This window comes from Microbacterium sp. KU4F (assembly GCF_056868075.1).
Genome location: NZ_CP200324.1, coordinates 1,255,371 through 1,270,687 on the forward strand (window position 1 = coordinate 1,255,371; position 15,317 = coordinate 1,270,687).

Here is a 15,317-nt window from a genome sequence, read left to right on the forward strand (position 1 = left end):
CGCCCCGGAGGGTCGTTCTTCCGGGGGTGCGGGGGTGCGGGGCACGCGATCGCCGCCTCGAGCGGCGCCGCCTGGACCACCTGGACCTCATGCATCGCTGAGGCCGAGCTGCACGTCGATGCCGACGTAGCACCAGGTGCGGGAGGCGCCGTGACGGGTGCGGGTGCGGGTGACGCCGATCTGCTTGAGGCGCTGCCCGAACGGGCCGGATGCGAGCGCGCTGTAGCCGTTGCGGCGGCACCAGTTGGCGTACTTGCGGTAGACGTCTGCACACGCGGCCATGGCCTGCGGGTCGTCGCGGAACACGCCCTCGTCGTCGTCGAGCCACAGCATGAACGGGTCGGCGGCGTCGTGCAGGCGGTTCGTGGCCTCGACGGCCTCACCGGGCGGCGCGAACTTGCCGCGCGTCATGAGGCGGCGCAGGCCGTCCATCGCGAGGTTGAAGATCCCCGGAATGTCATCGAACAGCAGGCGCTCATCGAACCCGCCGAGCGTGTCGACGCGACGCGTGAACTCGATGACCTCCCACCGCCGGCGCCAGCCGATCGAGTTGTCGGAGGTGCGGAAGTACTCGTTGCTCGCGAAGATCGGGACCGCGTAGGGCACGAACTCGAACGAGTGGCCGAACTTGCGGGATGCGGCGATCGAGTCGCCACCCGTGATCTCCTTGAGGATCTGCGGGTCGGACAGGAACTTGCTCGAGAGATCTCCCGAGATATTCGCGACCTTGCCGTACAGGCCCGACGTCGCGAATCGGTCGTCGACGAGCTGGTGCATGCTCATGCTCGAGTAATTCTCTCGGCCGAGCATGGTGCGGATCAGGCGCAGCAGCGTGCCCTTGCCGTTACCGCCCTCACCGAACAGCAGGAAGATCTTCTGCAACGGGTTGCCCGTCATGAGCAGGTAGCCGAGCAGCTCCCACACGTGCCGATGCATCTCGAGGTCGTCGCCGAGCACCTGGTGCAGCCACTCATTGAAGGCGTGCGGGATCGCGATCGGGTCATAGACGATCGGGAGCTTGGTGGTAGCGCCGAGCGCGGCCGAGTGCGCGTCGAGCTGGTCGACCGCCCACCAGTAGATCCCGTTCTCGAGCACGATGTAATCGAGGTAGCCGTGCGGGAGATCAGGCAGACCGACCACCGGCATGTCGACGTTGAGCATGTGGGCCGTGACCTGGCCATTGACGCTCGAGGACCAGCGCTTGCCGAGGGCGAAAGCCGTGCGCCTGGTAATCACGTCGCTGTCGCGTACGAAGATCCCGTCGCGGTACTCGTACATCTCGCCGTCAGCGCCGCGGCCGAGCTGCGTGGGCTCGTGCGCAACGTAGTCGGCGAGCAGGGTCGCGTCGAGGCGCGGAGGATCGCCGCCGTCGAGGAACTGCGAGAGCTTCGGCGGCTTCGGCTTGCCCTTAGCCACGTCGACGATCGCGGAGGATCAGATACCCCCAGTAGGCGAACAACGCCAGCGCGAACGGGATACCGATCGCGGGGTCGATGTAGTCGGGATTCAGGTCAGGACGCATCGCCGTGCCTCTCGATGAACGCAGCCTCGGCCGCGGCGGTCGGGCCGGTCAGCGTGCGCTTGAGCAGCTCGGCATAGCCGGCCGCGTCGGGCTCGTCTGAGCACAGCAGCGCGATCGCGCCGAGGTAGGCGCGCACGTCGTCCAACAGCAGGTTCGCCGCCGCGACGTCGCCTTGTCGGAGCTGCTCGGGAACGCGGTTGAGCGTGTCGAGCGCGCCGGTCAGCTCGCGGTAGACGGCCGCGCGGATCTCGGGATCAGTCATCATGCCCCCAGGTGGGTGTTGAGGACCGCGCGGAACGCGGCCCGATCGGTCAGTCGGAGCCACGCCAGCCGGCGATACTCCATCGGGTCGGTCCGCTCGAGGCGGTCGAGCACTCGACGCTCGACGTCGCTGCGCGCTTGAGCGCGCGCGTCGTCCATCTGCGCGAGGATGCCGGCGATCTGCGCCTGGTGCTCAGCGCGTGCCTGCTCGGGGTTGTTCGCGACGTAGAACCACCAGTCGGCATCCGCTTGCGCCCGTGCGAGCTTCGGCGACAGGAAGTCCCACGCGGCCGAGAACCCGATCGACGACGCCTCGCGGAACCTCTCGAGGCCGATCGGCGTCGCGAGCGCCCACGGCGGCATCACTGCGCCGGCTCCCAGGGCTCACCCGCGAGCAGAGCTTCTATCTGCGAGGCGGCGAATCTGCGCTGATTGCCAGGGGTTCGGATTGCGCGGAGCTTGCCGGCGCTCTCCCAGTTGCGCACAGTGGGGACGGTGACACCGAACGCGGCAGCGACTTCGCCGATCGCGAGGTAAGTATCCGTACTCTCCATGAGGCTTGACGGTACGCATAGGTATCTAAACCTGTCAACTCAGCGTGCAGGTATTAATAGCCGTTGACAGGTATTGATGCGTGCAGATAGTGTCTGGTGCCATGTCGACCAACGTCATCCACATGGCTCGCCGCATCCCGCAGTGGACCTTTGGCGAGCGCCTCCGCAAGGTCCGTCGTGAGCTTGGCCTCACGCAGGGCGACATGGCTGCGCAGCTCGGCGTCGGCTCGCCGGCGTACGCCGCGTGGGAGAGCGGCCGGAACCAGCCGGCGGATCTGCCGGCCGTCGCCGTCAAGCTCGAGCACATGTCCGGCGTCCCGCGGACATGGTTTCTCGGGTGGGCAGACGAAAGCCCCCGTCCGGATGGTCCCGGCGGGGGCATGGAGTGGGCCCCGAGGGGCTCGAACCCTCGACCCGCGGATTAAAAGTCCGATGCTCTACCGACTGAGCTAGAGGCCCGTGACCTCCAGCCTACTGTTTCGCGAGCCCTGCGTTCGCCGCATCCGCTGCCCATGGACGGGTGGGAGGGCGCGGGTACCCTTGAGGGGATGACTGACGAGCAGCGGCCCTTCCACAAGCCCATTCGGCGTCCTGCCGAACTGTTCGACCGCCTGTTCTCGGGCGACGATCCCGCCGAAGTGTCGCGCATCGCGCACTCGACGGCTGCCGCTCTCCTCGCCCGTGTGCGTGCGGATCCGGATGCGGAGGTCGTCGACCGGTTGGTGTCCTTCGCGACCGAGCACGGCATCGACGACGTCGCCGAGTTGTGGTCGCGTGCGCCTGCGCGCTCGCTGCCGGGCGCGCTCTGGCGTCTCTACCTGCTCCAGGCGATGATCCACGACGACCCGCGCACCGCGGCGCTCCTGTACGAGCGTGGCCGCACTGCGCTCTCATCGATCGATGACCTGGTCGCGGGCGCGCCGGCACCGGCAGGCCCCGAGGAGTTGGTGGCGCTGATCGACATGATCCTGCGCGGGCTCTTCGAGGGCGACTTCGCCGTCGCACTCGAGCGCGCCGCGGCGTTCTGCCGCGTGACGGCCGCGGGGGCGGTGCAGCTCGCCGATGATCACGAGACGAGTGAGCCGGAGCGGGCGTCCTCGTTCACCACGCGGGCCCTTCGTCTCACCACCTACGCGGAGGACCTCACCGCATCCGCCTCGCTCTGGCGCCGCGACAACCTCACCTGAGCCCGCCCCTCACCGCGAGACTGCATTCCGCGCACGAGATCACGGTGTTCACCCGTGATCTCGTGGCGGAAGTGCAGTCTCGTTGCCGGGATGGCCGCGAGCAGCCATCCACGGCCAGGCCTGGGCCTCGGGCTTGCGCACACACTCCCGCATCCGTATCGTTCTGTTTTCAGAACGGGGGTGTGACATGGACGACTCGGTCGGCGTGCGACTGCGACGACTCCGCGAGGAGCGCGGCATGTCGCTCTCCGAGCTCGCTCGCGTGAGCGGGATCGGCAAGGGCACGATCTCCGAGCTGGAGAATGAGCGCCGAGGTGCACGTCTCGACACGCTGTTCGCACTGATGACCGCGCTCGACGCACCCCTGGGCGCCCTCCTCACCGGCGGCGCGCACGCCCAACCGGTCACCGGGGCCTCCGTGTCCGCCACCCTGCTCGACAGATGGACGGTCGGCTCGACCCTGATCGAGGCCTACCGCGCAACCCTCACGACCGACCGCCAGGAGTCCCGCGCTCACGCTCACGGCGTCGAGGAGACGGTCACCGTCATCCGGGGCCGGGTCCTCGTCGGGCCCACGGGCAGCGAGCAGGAGGTGGGTGCCGGCGAGAGCATCCGCTACCCGGGGGATGCGCCGCATCGATTCCAGGCGCTCGACGACGCCGCCGACGTCATCCTGCTCATGCACTACCCACCGCACACCGCCTCCGAGGAAGGACACCTCCCCCATGACCGATGACCAGCACCTGCCCGAACGGAGCCGGATCGTTCAGCAGCATCTCAGAGATGCGGGAATCGCCTCGCAGGTGCGCGAACTGCCCGACTCCACTCGCACGGCCGCCGACGCGGCCGCAGCACTCGGATGCGAGGTCGGAGCGATCGCGAGCAGCCTCCTGTTCCTGGCCGACGACGAACCGGTACTGGTGATGACCAGCGGTCGCCATCGCGTCGACACCGACATCCTGGCGGCTCAGCTGGCAGCGGCGACGATCGTCATGGCCTCGGCGAAGCAGGTGCGCGCGATCACCGGGCAGGCCATCGGTGGCGTGGCACCGGTGGGGCATCCCGCTCCGATCCGAACCGTGATCGACACCGCCTTGGCCAGCTACGAGACGATCTGGGCCGCGGGCGGCACGCCCCACACGGTCATGCCGCTGACGTTCGAACAGCTGACGGTGCTCACCCGCGGCACCCCTGTGCGGGTAGCCGAGGACTGATCGGCGGGGATCCCACCGCGCCTACGCCCGAGCGACCTCACCGAGCGCCTCGCGGGTGCTCGTCTCCGGCCGCAGATCCAGACGACGCAGAAGCTGGGCGTTGACCGCGACCACCACGGTCGACGCCGACATCAGGATGGCCCCGACCGACATCGGCAGCACGAATCCGAGTGGTGCCAGCACCCCCGCCGCCAACGGCACCGACAGCAGGTTGTACCCCGCCGCCCACCAGAGATTCTGCGTCATCTTCCGGTACGTCGCGCGCGAGAGCTGGATGACCGACAGCACCGAACGCGGATCCGAGCCGGCGAGGATGACGCCCGCCGAAGCGATCGCCACGTCGGTTCCGGCGCCGATCGCGATGCCGACGTCGGCCTGCGCGAGCGCCGGTGCGTCATTGACGCCATCGCCGACCATCGCGACGATCCGCCCTTCTGCCTGGAGATCTCTCACCCTGTCGGCCTTGTCCTCGGGACGGACCCCCGCGAAGACGCGATCGATACCGAGCTCCCGGGCCACGGAATTCGCCACCGCCTCCGCATCGCCGGTGATCATCACGACCTCGCGCCGCAGCGCATGCAGCGCCTCGATCGCCTGACGGGACTCCTCACGCACGGCATCAGCGAGACGCAACGCCCCAACGACCTCCCCGTCGGCGAGCACGTGCAGGATGATGGCCCCCTCCTCGCGCCAGACATCGGCGACGGGCAGCTCCCGCGCGTCCTCTTCGCTGAGGAGATTCGGCCCGCCCACCCGGATCGTCCTGCCGTCGACCGTGGCCGTGACGCCGACCGCGGGAGATGACGTGACATCCGACGCGCTCGGGATGCGTGCGCCACGCTCGCGAGCAGAGGCGACGATGGCACGGGCGAGCGGATGCTCGGATTCGACCTCCGCGGCGGCCGCGAGGGCGAGCACGTCGTCCGGCGTCAGTTGACCTGCGGCCTCGATGCCGGTGACGGTCGGCTCCCCCTTCGTGAGCGTGCCGGTCTTGTCGAACAGCACGGTGTCGACGGTGCGCATCCGCTCGAGTGCGAGCCGATCTTTGATCAGGACGCCACCGCGGGCCGCGCGCTCCGTCGCGATCGAGACGACGAGCGGAATGGCGAGTCCGAGCGCGTGCGGGCAGGCGATGACAAGGACGGTGATCGTGCGTACCACCGCCTCATCGGGCAGTCCGACCAGGGTCCACACCGCAGCCGTGATGACCGCAGCACCGAGTGCGAACCAGAACAACCAGGCCGCGGCTCGATCCGCGATCCGCTGCGCCCGCGACGACGAGTTCTGCGCTTCGGAGACGAGACGCTGGATGCCGGCAAGAGTCGTACCGTCGCCGACCGCGGTGATCTCGACCCGGATGGATGAGTCGGTCGCAATGGTTCCCGCCACGACCGCCGCGCCTTCGGCTCGGGTCACCGCCCGAGACTCCCCCGTGATCATCGACTCGTCCATGCTGGCCGAACCGGTGATGACGCGGCCATCGGCCGGGACACGTCCGCCCGGGCGAACCAGCACGACGTCGCCGACCACGACATCGGAGGCGGCGACCGTTCGCGTGCCGCTCGCATCGACGATCTCGGCTTCGTCCGGAAGCAGCGCTGCCAGCGAGTCGAGTGCCGACGTGGTCTGCGCGAGCGAGCGCATCTCGATCCAGTGACCGAGCAGCATGATGACGATCAGAAGCGCCAGCTCCACCAGAAGTCGAGCTCGTGATCGAGCAACCCGACGCTCGCGCCCAACGACGCGACGAACGCGACCGTGATGGCGAGTGCGATCAGCAGCATCATCCCGGGTCGAAGCATTCGCAGTTCGGAGACCGCGCCGGTGAGGAACGGCCATCCTCCCCAGAAGTACATGACCGCGCCCAGCAGCGGCGAGACCCATCCGACCCACGCGCCATCGGGAAGGGGGTAGCCCAGCAGCATCGAGAACATGCTCGAGAAGGCCACGACCGGCACCGCGATCACGAGCATGATCCAGAAGAGCCGACGGAAACGAGCGACATGGTCGCCGTGACCGGCGTGACCGGCGTGACCGGCGTGCCCGTCTTGAGCCATACCGGCGTGCTGGTCGTGGTTGTGGTGGCCCGCCTCATCGGCGTGGTGCGCCATGTGATCGTGTGACATCCTGCCCTCCCTCGACGAATGATGTCCGCGGAGACAGAATACCCCCCTGGGGTATGTTGAAGGGCGACCGCCGATCCTCGCTATTCGTCGGCGGGGCGATTGAAGCTGTGGAGCAATGAGACGAAGGTGCAGAGATCCTCGAGCGACCAGCTCGCCGTCCGCGCGAAGAAGTCCTCACCGCGCACCTCCAGCGCACGGGCGACCTGAGCCCTGCCATCCGGGGTGAGTGAGACGCGAACGGCCCGGCGATCATCGGGGTCGGGCGCGCTGTCCACGAGCCCGAGCGCCTTCATCCGGCCGATGAGCGAGCTTGTGGAACTTCTGTCCATCGCCACCGCCTCCGCGACCGCGCTCGGCTTGGCGGGGCCGTAGGCGTAGAGCCAACGAGCCACATGGAAGGCGGCCGGCTGCAGGTCGGGATGAAACGCCGCTGCCGACCGCTCCGTCAAGGCCCGAGACGCACTCAGGAGAGCGTTGAGCTCCGCCCCCAACTGCAACTCGACGGCACCGCGGTCGCCGCCAGCATCGACAGCTCGTTGATTAGTGGGCATATTTCCATCATTTCAGATACGGTTGGTATATCCCCACGATATCCGCCTCGCGCGCACAGAAGAATGAGCAGCCCGTCATGTCCTCACCCTCGAGAACCCCCGTCGCCGTCATCACCGGAGCAACAAGCGGGCTCGGTCAACTGACCGCCGTCCAGCTCGCCTCACACGGCGCTCATATCGTGATGACCGCCAGAAGCGCCACTCGCGCCGAGCAGACCCGATCGATGATCATCGAGGCCGCCCCCGACGCCGTCGTCGACGTCGTTCTCGTCGACCTTGCCCGTACCGACGATGTCGCGCGCGCAGGCACCGAGATCGCTCGACGTCATGACCGCGTCGACATCCTCATCAACAACGCGGGCATCCACGCATTCGAACAGCGCGTCACGGATGAGGGGTACCCCGAGATGGTCGCAGTGAACTACTTGGCGCCCTGGGTGCTGACCCGGGCGCTGCTTCCGCGGCTTCGCGCGACGCCGGGGGCCCGGATCGTGAACGTCGGGTCCGAGGCTTCTCGACGGCACGGCAGGCTCGTCCTGCCCGACGATCTCACCGACACCAGGACCTTCACCGCCCGCGGCTCCTCCCCCCTCTACGGCAAGAGCAAGCTTCTGGACATCATGTTCACCCTCGAGCTGGCCCGCCGCCTCGAAGGCTCGGGCGTGACGGCGAACGTGGTCGACCCCGGCTTCAATGTGACGGGACTCGGCCGCGAGCTCGCCTTCGCTCCAGCTCTGGCGAGACTCCTGAAGACGCTCCGCGTGGGCGATCCCCGCCGGGGCGCCGCGCTCATCACCGCGCTGGCGATCGACCCGGCCTTCGATGGGAAGACCGGCGGCTACTACACGGTCCGGGAAGGAGAACCATCCCGCCGACGGCACCTGGCGACGATCCGCAATGGCAGGCACGGCTCTGGGCCGAGACGGAGCGACTGCTCGACAGCGAGTGAGCACGCCCCACTGCGACGGCTGTCACCACGGGTGCACACACGGCACGCAAGCCCTCAGTCGGAGCGCTCGATCCCGTTCACGATGAGGTCGATCGCGAAGGCGCGTCGAGACTCTTCCCCGGACCGGTCAGCAGCGCCGCGGATCGCGTCACGCGGGGGAACCGGTCGGGATCGGCTTCCTCGTATGCAGCCCGGACGCGCCCCCGCTGCGCGGCACCACCAGCATCCTCGCGACGCACGGCACGCTCGACCGCGGTGGATGCCGCGAACTGGGCAATGAGGTCCACCGCCAGCGCGGCACGATCGCCGGGCACACCTCCCACCTCCATCAGAGCCAGCTCGTGCTCGGCGAGCCGGAGCGCACCCGGCAGCGTCGGAATGGTCCCGAGCGCGACGGCCCCGAGTCCCGGATAGCGGCCAAGCGCATCGATGGTGTTGCCGATCGTGGCGGCGAGCGCCTGCTTCCATCCACCTGTCGCGATCTCGACGAGTGCCACCTCGCCGTATGCCGCGTCGAGAAGGTGCTCGAGCAGCACGTCACGGTTGGCGAAGTATGCATACAGAGATGCGGGGCCCGTCTCGACGCGATCCGCGACCTGTCGAAGAGTCAGCGCATCTACGCCACCGGCCTGCACAAGATCCTTCGCCGCATCCAGAATCGCCTGCCGCGATAGCGGAGGCTTAGCGGATCTCCCGCGGCGGGACGGCGCGTCCTCTGTCGAAGCCATACGCCAAGAGTAGCAGTTGACACGAACGCCGTTCGTAACGAATACTGTTCGCGAACAGCGTTCGTAATCGAGAGGAGTGGGCGATGTCGGTTCTGGTGGTGGGCGCGAGCGGCGCGGTCGGCGGCGCGGTGGTCGAAGGACTCCTCGAGCGCGGGACGGAGGTCCGCGCAACCAGTCGTTCGCCCGAGAAGCTCGCTCTGCCGACATCCGTGCAGACCTTCGCCGCAGATCTCGATGACCCCGCATCCTTCGCAGACGCTCTCGTGAACGTCGATCGGGTGTTCCTCTACGCAGACCTCGCTGCGCCGACGCCGCTGCTGGACACGCTTGCCGCCGCCGGCGTGCGACACGTGGTGCTGCTGTCCTCCAGCGCCGTAACGCTGCCGGGCGCGGCGGAGGACTTCAATGGCGGCCGCTTCCTTCGTGTCGAGCGAGCGGTGGAAGAGTCGGGACTCGCCTACACGTTCCTCCGACCCGGCGGCTTCGCCAGCAATGCGGCGCGGTGGAGCTGGAGCATCAAGAGCGACGGCGCGGTCCCGCTCCCCTACCCGGATGCGGTGCAGGCCCCCATCCACGAACAGGACATCGCCGATGTCGCTGTGATCGCCATGACCTCAGACACTCTAATCGGGCAGGCGCCGTCGCTCAGCGGCCCCGAGCGCCTCACGCTGCGCGAGCAGATCGAGACCATCGGCGACGTCATCGGACGGCCGCTCTCGGTGACCGAGCAGACGGAAGCGGAGTCGGCTGCGATGCTCTCACATCATGTTCCGGTGGTCTGGGTGCGCCAGATCATCAAGGACTGGCGCGAGGCGGTCGGCGCCCGCCCCAGTGTGTCCGACGAGTACACACGCATCACCGGTAAGCCGTCCCGCACCTTCCGTCGATGGGTCGAAGACAACAAGCGTCTCTTCCGCTGAGCCTGCGCCTCGGTTCCCTCTCCGCGCTCGCGCGAATTCCGAGGACGCGCCGCGCCGCGGATGATTGAGTGGTTCGCATGCAGCAACGCCTCTACCCTCCGACAGGGCTGATCAGCGCACGTGTGCCCGGAGCCGACGACATCGTGCTCGTCGACGACGACAGGCTTCTCGTCGTGGTCAGCATCCGAGCATTCCCGGAAGGACTCGAAGCGCGGCTCATGGTGTGCAGCGCTCCGGGCATCGATCTCCGAGACAGGCTTCTCGCCGCCCCGAATGCGCCACGCGACGGCCGCATCCCGACACTCGCGCTGAGCGAGACGGCGCAGGCAGAGCCGTTCACAACGGTGAGCGGCGGGGGCAGCGAACACAAATGCGACCTGCTTCTGTACACGCCCGTCGCCACAGGCGCGGTCGTCGATGGGCTCGTGTTTCGCTGGCCGGAGTTCGGCGTCCACGTAGAGCTCCCCGTAGATGCGCGAGCCGTCGCAGATGCGCGAGCGAGAGCACACACTCCGCGCTGGGCGTGACCCGAGGACGGCGTCAGCGGCGGCGAATCCGCCCCAGGTTGAACGAGGCCACCAGCACCCCGCACCCGACGAACGCGAGCAGCACCCCGCCGACCAGACTCAGTACCGAAGGGACCATCAGCCGGGCGTAGTCCAGCCCGACGATGCGGATCCCCCACGGAAGAAACGCGGTCTGCCCGAGAAGGTACGCGGCACCGTGCGCTGCAAGGACGAGACCCCCGGTCGCGCTCGCGACACCGACGACGGTGAGCACAACGCGCACGACCGGCCGGGGGCGCGCGGTCGTCGGCGGCGGCACTTCGTCACCCTGCAGATGCGCGAGCTCGTCGAAGACGTCCTGCGCAGCGGGGGCCGTCTGCGCCGACCCGGATTCGGCTCGTTCGCGCTCGCCGAGCGCGAGGACCGCAATCACCGCAACCAACACGGCGACGGCCGACGATACCCCACCCACCGTCTCCGCCACAGTCGAGTACGGCAGACCCGCGTCACGCGCCGCGATGGCGCCGACGACCGGCCAGCCCACGAGCGGACCGGCGCCGCTCAGCACGACGAACAGCACCCTCCGACGCCGCATCGACAGACACAACGGCACAGTGAACAGCGTCACGAAGAGCGCGGTCAGCGCGCCCCCGATGGCCGCAGTGGGGAGGGCGCTCAGCAAGGCGTCGAGACCGAGAGTGGCTCCGAAGACCGACTGCAGGAACAGAACCATCGCCAGACACGCGACCGTTGCGCCCGCAGCGACGCACGCGACCGTGACGAGATAAGGCACCATCGCGGCCAGGCGTGCCCTCATACCCACATCGTGCACACTGCCCCCTCAGCCGACACGGCGGATCGGCACCAGTGTGTCGTGCGCCCGCTTCCATCGCAAGCGAGCAGACGCGACCCGCATCACGCCCTGGACGCGCATCCAGGGCAACCCACCCCGCGCACGCCGTACGATCCGGGTATGCAAGAGCGAACGGCCCGCGTGTGAGCACCCCGGCCACGGACTTCTCCTCGCGCCGCCACCGCGCCGGCTGGCGGGTGACGGTCCTGTTCGGCGTGTTCGTCATCGTCACCGTCGCCGTGGGGCTGACGGCCTCATGGATCTACGCACCCGCCATCGGCTGGATCGCGGGGGCCGGCACCTTCTCTCTGTGGGTGTGGCTCGGCATTCTGCGTCTGGATGCCGCCCAGACCGAGCAGCACGCGACCCGCGAGGATCCGACCCAGACGACCGCGCAGACCCTGCTCGTGCTGGCCAGCCTCGCAAGCTTCGGCGCTATCGCGCTCGTGCTGGTCGAGGCCGGCACCGTGACTTCGAACTCCGCCCGGCTCGAGTTGGCCGGCATCGCGGTGGTCACCGTGGCAGCGTCGTGGTTCCTCATCCACGTGCTCTTCAGCCTCCGTTACGCCGCGCTGTACTACGCGCAGCACGGCGGCATCGACTTCAACCAGCAGGATCCCCCTGCCTACCGCGACTTCGCCTATCTCGCCTTCACGCTCGGCATGACGTACCAGGTATCGGACACGACCATCACCAGCAGCACCATCCGACGCGAGGCGCTTCGTCACGCGCTCCTGTCGTTCCTGCTGGGCGTCGTGGTCGTCGCCGCGACCATCAACCTCGTCTCCAGCCTCGCCCACTGACCGAGCGGATGCGGTGATCCACAGCCGTTCTAGACCCCGAATCCACGGTGTTATCGTCTGATCAGGACGCAGATCGCGCCCGGGCGCACCGGCACGAGGCATCCGATTCCCCCTCGGACCCGACCGACTCTCCTCAGGAGTGACATGTCTGAACACGTGCCGTTCACCGACAACTTCAGTGACCTTTCCAACGCCGACGGCTACCAGTTCGAGTTCCGCTGCGAGCGCTGCGGCAACGGCTACCATTCCGCGTTCCGGCGCGACCCTCGAGCGGCCGGCCAGAAGATCGCCCGCGGGCTCGGCAATCTGTTCGGCGGGCAGCTGTCGCAATTCACCTCCATGGCCGAGAACTTGCTCGATCGCAGCACGAACTCCCCCGCCAAGGATGAGGCGCTGCGCGCCGCCACGGCAGAGATCGGCCCGCGGTTCCACCAGTGCCGCGGCTGCAGCGACTGGGTGTGCGGCGACGTGTGCTGGAACGATCAGGTCGGGCAGTGCGTGCGCTGCTCCCCCGCCCTCACCGAGGAACTCGCGCAGCTGCAGGCGGAGGCTCGACGTCAGCAGATGCGCCAGCGGCTGGAGACTGTGGATCTGGTCGGCGGGGTAGACCTCGGCCGCCAGGCTCAGCCACGCTGCCCCTCGTGCGGCGCGCAGTCGCACGGCGGCAAGTTCTGCGGCGAGTGCGGGGCCTCACTGGTGAGTGTCCGTGTGTGCACCGGTTGCCGCGCGGAGAACCCCGGCACGTCCCGCTTCTGCGCGGAATGCGGAACGAGCCTCACCGCCTGACCCCGCGTCGGCGAGGCGATCTCTTCCTTTCGCGCAACCCCCGCCGATCGCCAGGTCACATCCCGTACGTTCGTGGCATGACGGCACGTATCCCGACGTCCGCCGCCTCGATGCGAGAGCGGCACGAACGTGCCTGAGCGCGTGAACGCGGAGGTGGAGCGACTGCTCGGACTCGACAGCGCCATCGTCGTGCACTACACCGACGCCATCACCCCCGACAGCTTCTCGCTGAGCTACCGTTCGCTGTACCTCCACAGCTCGCACCGGGACGCCGTCGAGGCGATCTGGGCGGCACACCGCCAGGACGGCGCGGCCGCATCATGACGACGGACCCGAACGCGGCGGGCGTCGTCTGGGCGCGTGTCGAAGACGGCTTCCACGTCGGCAGCAGGCGGGGCGAGTTCCTGGGCTACATCGAGCGACAGAGCGACGGCGCCTTCGCAGCCTTCGACATGCATTCGCGCCCTGCGGGGCGCTTCGCCGTGATCACGCACGCGATGAACGCCCTCATCGCGCAACCGCCGCGCCCGCATCCTGTCCGGCGCTGAAGGAGTCCACCACCGTGACCGACCCATTGATCTCCGTCGTCTATACCAGTCACGCGCGCGCCCCCTTCACCGATCCCGACCTGGAACAGCTGCTCGCCACCAGCCGGGACTCGAACGATCGCCGCGGGATCACCGGCATGCTCCTGTATCGGGCCGGACATTTCATCCAGATCCTCGAGGGCCCAGATACCGCGGTGCGCGACCTGATGCGGGTCATCCAGGCCGACCCGCGGCATGCCGACGTGCGGATCGTGCGGGACGAGGAGATCGGCGAGCGGCGGTTCTCGGAGTGGAGCATGGGATACGAGCCCATCTCGCCGCCCTCGCATCCGGCTCCGGAGGGCTTCCGCGACACGTTCGACGACCTCGGCGACCGGGACGACCCCGACAATGTGCTGCGCGCGATCGGCGAGCTCACTCTGTGGTTCCGGGTGCGCAGCCGGCATCAGAGGGACTAACCGCGCCGCACGCTCCGATGTGTCAAGCCCCCTTCGCCCCGGCGCGGGAACGGGTGAGATGCAGACGTTCCCCCGAACGATCGGAGCACTCGTGTCACTGACCGCCATCCCCCGGGCGATGCTGCCCGGTCTGCCTTTCGCCGCTCGCGGCCCGCTGAGCGAGGCCGTCGCGCTGCGCCTGTCGACCGCTGCGGCAGACGACGATCTGACCGGGCTGGCCGAGCGTGCCCTGGCGATGACGCCGGACATCGCCCGGGACGACGACATCCAACTCACGCTCTTCTGCCTCTACGCGAACGCCTACGGCTCGCTCGACGGCCTCGACGCCGCACTGGAGTGGGATGCGGAGCTGCTCACCGTGCGGCAGCTGCTCGAATCCGCGTTCGAAGCCGCCTTACGTCGGGAGGTCGCCGTGCCCGCCCTCCCGGCTCCCCACGCCGCCGATGTCGCACAGGCGCTCTTCGCGCTGACCTCCGATGACAGCGGCCCGAGCTTGTCCCGCTACCTCGCTCGCAAGGCGACCGAGGAGCAGGCGCGGGAGTTCCTTATCCAGCGCACGATCTACACGCTGCGCGAAGCCGACCCTCACTCGTGGGCGATCCCCCGGCTGCGCGGCCGTGCGAAAGCGGCGCTCGTCGAGATCCAGTCCGACGAGTACGGCGGGGGCCGAGCCGATCGTGTGCACGCCGAGATCTTCGCGCGCACCATCCGCGCCGCCGGGCTCGACGATCGCTACGGCGCCTACGTCGACGATGTGCCCGCTGTGACCCTGGCCTCGCACAACACGATGTCGATGTTCGGGTTGAACCGTCGCCTGCTCGGCGCCATCGTGGGCCACCTGGCCGCCTTCGAGATGACGTCCTCCATCCCCAATCACCTCTACGGCGACGGTCTGCGCCGACTCGGCTACGGGGATGACGTGACGGACTACTTCGACGAGCACGTCGAAGCCGACGCCGTGCACGAGCAGATCGCCGGCCGGGATCTCGCGGGAGCCCTCGCGGAGGATCGACCCGATCTGCTCGCCGACATCATGTTCGGCGCCGCCGCGTGCCTGGCCGTCGACGGCTGGGTCGCGCAGCACATGTACGACGCGTTCACCAGCGGCGTCTCCTCACTGCGTGGCGGTGCCGCATGAGCGACGAACCCGTGACGATCACCGCCTATCCCGACGGACCGCTACTCGTGCGCGGCGAAGCGCGGATCGTGGACGCGGCGGGCAACCCGGTCGAGCGCCGCCGCCGCACCGTCGCCTTGTGTCGGTGCGGCCTGTCGAGCATCAAACCGTTCTGCGACGGCACGCACAAGGCAGCGGGCTTCCACACGGACGAGTGATGACGGTGCCCGTCAC

The 15,317-nt window shown here is 68.4% G+C and carries 20 protein-coding genes, 1 tRNA gene and 2 pseudogenes; 14 read left to right on the forward strand and 9 right to left on the reverse strand.

The genetic code is table 11. The annotated features are described in order from the left end of the window. Positions 1–87: 87 nt before the first annotated feature. From AC1VNH_RS06385 to AC1VNH_RS06400, 4 genes are all read right to left on the reverse strand, one after another. Positions 88–1,416: a DNA primase family protein gene (locus AC1VNH_RS06385; RefSeq protein ID WP_483110402.1), complete on the reverse strand. Its 1,329-nt coding sequence runs from the start codon at positions 1,414–1,416 to the stop codon at positions 88–90. A gap of 95 nt (positions 1,417–1,511) precedes the next feature. Beyond that, a complete protein-coding gene (locus AC1VNH_RS06390; RefSeq protein WP_483110403.1) occupies positions 1,512–1,787 on the reverse strand; it encodes a hypothetical protein in 276 nt (91 codons plus the stop codon). Beyond that, positions 1,784–2,149, reverse strand: a complete 366-nt coding sequence (locus AC1VNH_RS06395) for a hypothetical protein (RefSeq protein ID WP_483110404.1) — start codon at positions 2,147–2,149, stop codon at positions 1,784–1,786. Before AC1VNH_RS06395 ends, AC1VNH_RS06390 begins: the two co-directional genes overlap by 4 nt. Next, a complete protein-coding gene (locus tag AC1VNH_RS06400) occupies positions 2,146–2,337 on the reverse strand; it encodes a helix-turn-helix domain-containing protein (protein ID WP_320432866.1) in 192 nt (63 codons plus the stop codon). Before AC1VNH_RS06400 ends, AC1VNH_RS06395 begins: the two co-directional genes overlap by 4 nt. Positions 2,338–2,459: 122 nt before the next feature. Between AC1VNH_RS06400 and AC1VNH_RS06405 the strand changes: the two genes are divergently transcribed. Beyond that, positions 2,460–2,762 carry a helix-turn-helix domain-containing protein gene (locus tag AC1VNH_RS06405; protein ID WP_413816755.1) on the forward strand — a complete coding sequence of 101 codons (303 nt, stop codon included), beginning with the start codon at positions 2,460–2,462 and terminating at the stop codon, positions 2,760–2,762. Here the strand turns inward: AC1VNH_RS06405 and AC1VNH_RS06410 are convergent. Further along, positions 2,724–2,796 (reverse strand) — tRNA-Lys (locus AC1VNH_RS06410). The genes AC1VNH_RS06405 and AC1VNH_RS06410 overlap by 39 nt on opposite strands. 89 nt (positions 2,797–2,885) lie before the next feature. On the opposite strand from AC1VNH_RS06410, the gene AC1VNH_RS06415 reads away from it, so the two are divergent. The 3 genes from AC1VNH_RS06415 to AC1VNH_RS06425 all read left to right on the forward strand — a co-directional run bounded on the left by AC1VNH_RS06415 (position 2,886) and on the right by AC1VNH_RS06425 (position 4,738). After that, the gene (locus AC1VNH_RS06415; RefSeq protein WP_483110405.1) at positions 2,886–3,524 is read left to right on the forward strand and encodes a DNA-directed RNA polymerase subunit beta; all 639 of its coding nucleotides are present in this window, start codon (positions 2,886–2,888) and stop codon (positions 3,522–3,524) included. Positions 3,525–3,711: 187 nt separating this feature from the next. After that, positions 3,712–4,260, forward strand: coding sequence for a helix-turn-helix domain-containing protein (locus AC1VNH_RS06420; protein WP_483110406.1), 549 nt, complete (start codon positions 3,712–3,714; stop codon positions 4,258–4,260). Continuing rightward, the gene (locus tag AC1VNH_RS06425; protein WP_483110407.1) at positions 4,250–4,738 is read left to right on the forward strand and encodes a YbaK/EbsC family protein; all 489 of its coding nucleotides are present in this window, start codon (positions 4,250–4,252) and stop codon (positions 4,736–4,738) included. The genes AC1VNH_RS06420 and AC1VNH_RS06425 overlap by 11 nt, the downstream gene beginning before the upstream one ends. A gap of 21 nt (positions 4,739–4,759) precedes the next feature. Here the strand turns inward: AC1VNH_RS06425 and AC1VNH_RS06430 are convergent. Next, positions 4,760–6,864, reverse strand: a pseudogene (locus AC1VNH_RS06430) (heavy metal translocating P-type ATPase). 80 nt (positions 6,865–6,944) lie between these two features. Further along, complete coding sequence (locus AC1VNH_RS06435; RefSeq protein WP_483110408.1) at positions 6,945–7,415, reverse strand: MarR family winged helix-turn-helix transcriptional regulator; 471 nt, start codon at positions 7,413–7,415, stop codon at positions 6,945–6,947. Positions 7,416–7,492: 77 nt separating this feature from the next. Here AC1VNH_RS06435 and AC1VNH_RS06440 point away from each other — a divergent pair. Next, positions 7,493–7,879 (forward strand): annotated as a pseudogene (locus AC1VNH_RS06440) (SDR family NAD(P)-dependent oxidoreductase); the annotation flags it as partial. A gap of 562 nt (positions 7,880–8,441) precedes the next feature. On the opposite strand, the gene AC1VNH_RS06445 reads toward AC1VNH_RS06440, so the two are convergent. Further along, complete coding sequence (locus tag AC1VNH_RS06445) at positions 8,442–9,092, reverse strand: TetR/AcrR family transcriptional regulator (protein WP_483110410.1); 651 nt, start codon at positions 9,090–9,092, stop codon at positions 8,442–8,444. An 83-nt stretch (positions 9,093–9,175) separates the two neighbouring features. Between AC1VNH_RS06445 and AC1VNH_RS06450 the strand changes: the two genes are divergently transcribed. Together AC1VNH_RS06450 and AC1VNH_RS06455 are read left to right on the forward strand one after the other, a co-directional pair. Continuing rightward, on the forward strand, positions 9,176–10,012 hold the full coding sequence (locus tag AC1VNH_RS06450) for an SDR family oxidoreductase (RefSeq protein ID WP_483110411.1): 837 nt from the start codon (positions 9,176–9,178) through the stop codon (positions 10,010–10,012). Positions 10,013–10,089: 77 nt separating this feature from the next. Continuing rightward, positions 10,090–10,539 (forward strand): hypothetical protein, encoded by a 450-nt coding sequence (locus AC1VNH_RS06455; protein WP_483110413.1) that lies wholly within the window; start codon positions 10,090–10,092, stop codon positions 10,537–10,539. Between the two features lie 13 nt (positions 10,540–10,552). Here the strand turns inward: AC1VNH_RS06455 and AC1VNH_RS06460 are convergent, their stop codons facing one another. Further along, the gene (locus AC1VNH_RS06460) at positions 10,553–11,335 is read right to left on the reverse strand and encodes a hypothetical protein (protein ID WP_483110414.1); all 783 of its coding nucleotides are present in this window, start codon (positions 11,333–11,335) and stop codon (positions 10,553–10,555) included. A 179-nt stretch (positions 11,336–11,514) separates the two neighbouring features. Here AC1VNH_RS06460 and AC1VNH_RS06465 point away from each other — a divergent pair, with 179 nt between their 5' ends. From AC1VNH_RS06465 to AC1VNH_RS06495, 7 genes are all read left to right on the forward strand, one after another. Continuing rightward, positions 11,515–12,174 (forward strand): DUF1345 domain-containing protein, encoded by a 660-nt coding sequence (locus AC1VNH_RS06465; RefSeq protein WP_483110416.1) that lies wholly within the window; start codon positions 11,515–11,517, stop codon positions 12,172–12,174. A 144-nt stretch (positions 12,175–12,318) separates the two neighbouring features. After that, complete coding sequence (locus AC1VNH_RS06470) at positions 12,319–12,960, forward strand: zinc ribbon domain-containing protein (RefSeq protein ID WP_483110418.1); 642 nt, start codon at positions 12,319–12,321, stop codon at positions 12,958–12,960. Positions 12,961–13,089: 129 nt separating this feature from the next. Continuing rightward, entirely contained in the window at positions 13,090–13,284 is a 195-nt protein-coding gene (locus AC1VNH_RS06475) for a hypothetical protein (protein ID WP_483110420.1), read from the forward strand. Next, on the forward strand, positions 13,281–13,508 hold the full coding sequence (locus AC1VNH_RS06480) for a hypothetical protein (RefSeq protein ID WP_483110421.1): 228 nt from the start codon (positions 13,281–13,283) through the stop codon (positions 13,506–13,508). Before AC1VNH_RS06475 ends, AC1VNH_RS06480 begins: the two co-directional genes overlap by 4 nt. Before the next feature lie 14 nt (positions 13,509–13,522). Next, positions 13,523–13,966, forward strand: coding sequence for a BLUF domain-containing protein (locus AC1VNH_RS06485; protein ID WP_483110423.1), 444 nt, complete (start codon positions 13,523–13,525; stop codon positions 13,964–13,966). A 118-nt stretch (positions 13,967–14,084) separates the two neighbouring features. Continuing rightward, entirely contained in the window at positions 14,085–15,104 is a 1,020-nt protein-coding gene (locus AC1VNH_RS06490) for an iron-containing redox enzyme family protein (RefSeq protein WP_483112701.1), read from the forward strand. Continuing rightward, positions 15,101–15,301: a CDGSH iron-sulfur domain-containing protein gene (locus tag AC1VNH_RS06495; RefSeq protein ID WP_243231480.1), complete on the forward strand. Its 201-nt coding sequence runs from the start codon at positions 15,101–15,103 to the stop codon at positions 15,299–15,301. Before AC1VNH_RS06490 ends, AC1VNH_RS06495 begins: the two co-directional genes overlap by 4 nt. The last annotated feature ends 16 nt before the right edge of the window (positions 15,302–15,317 follow it).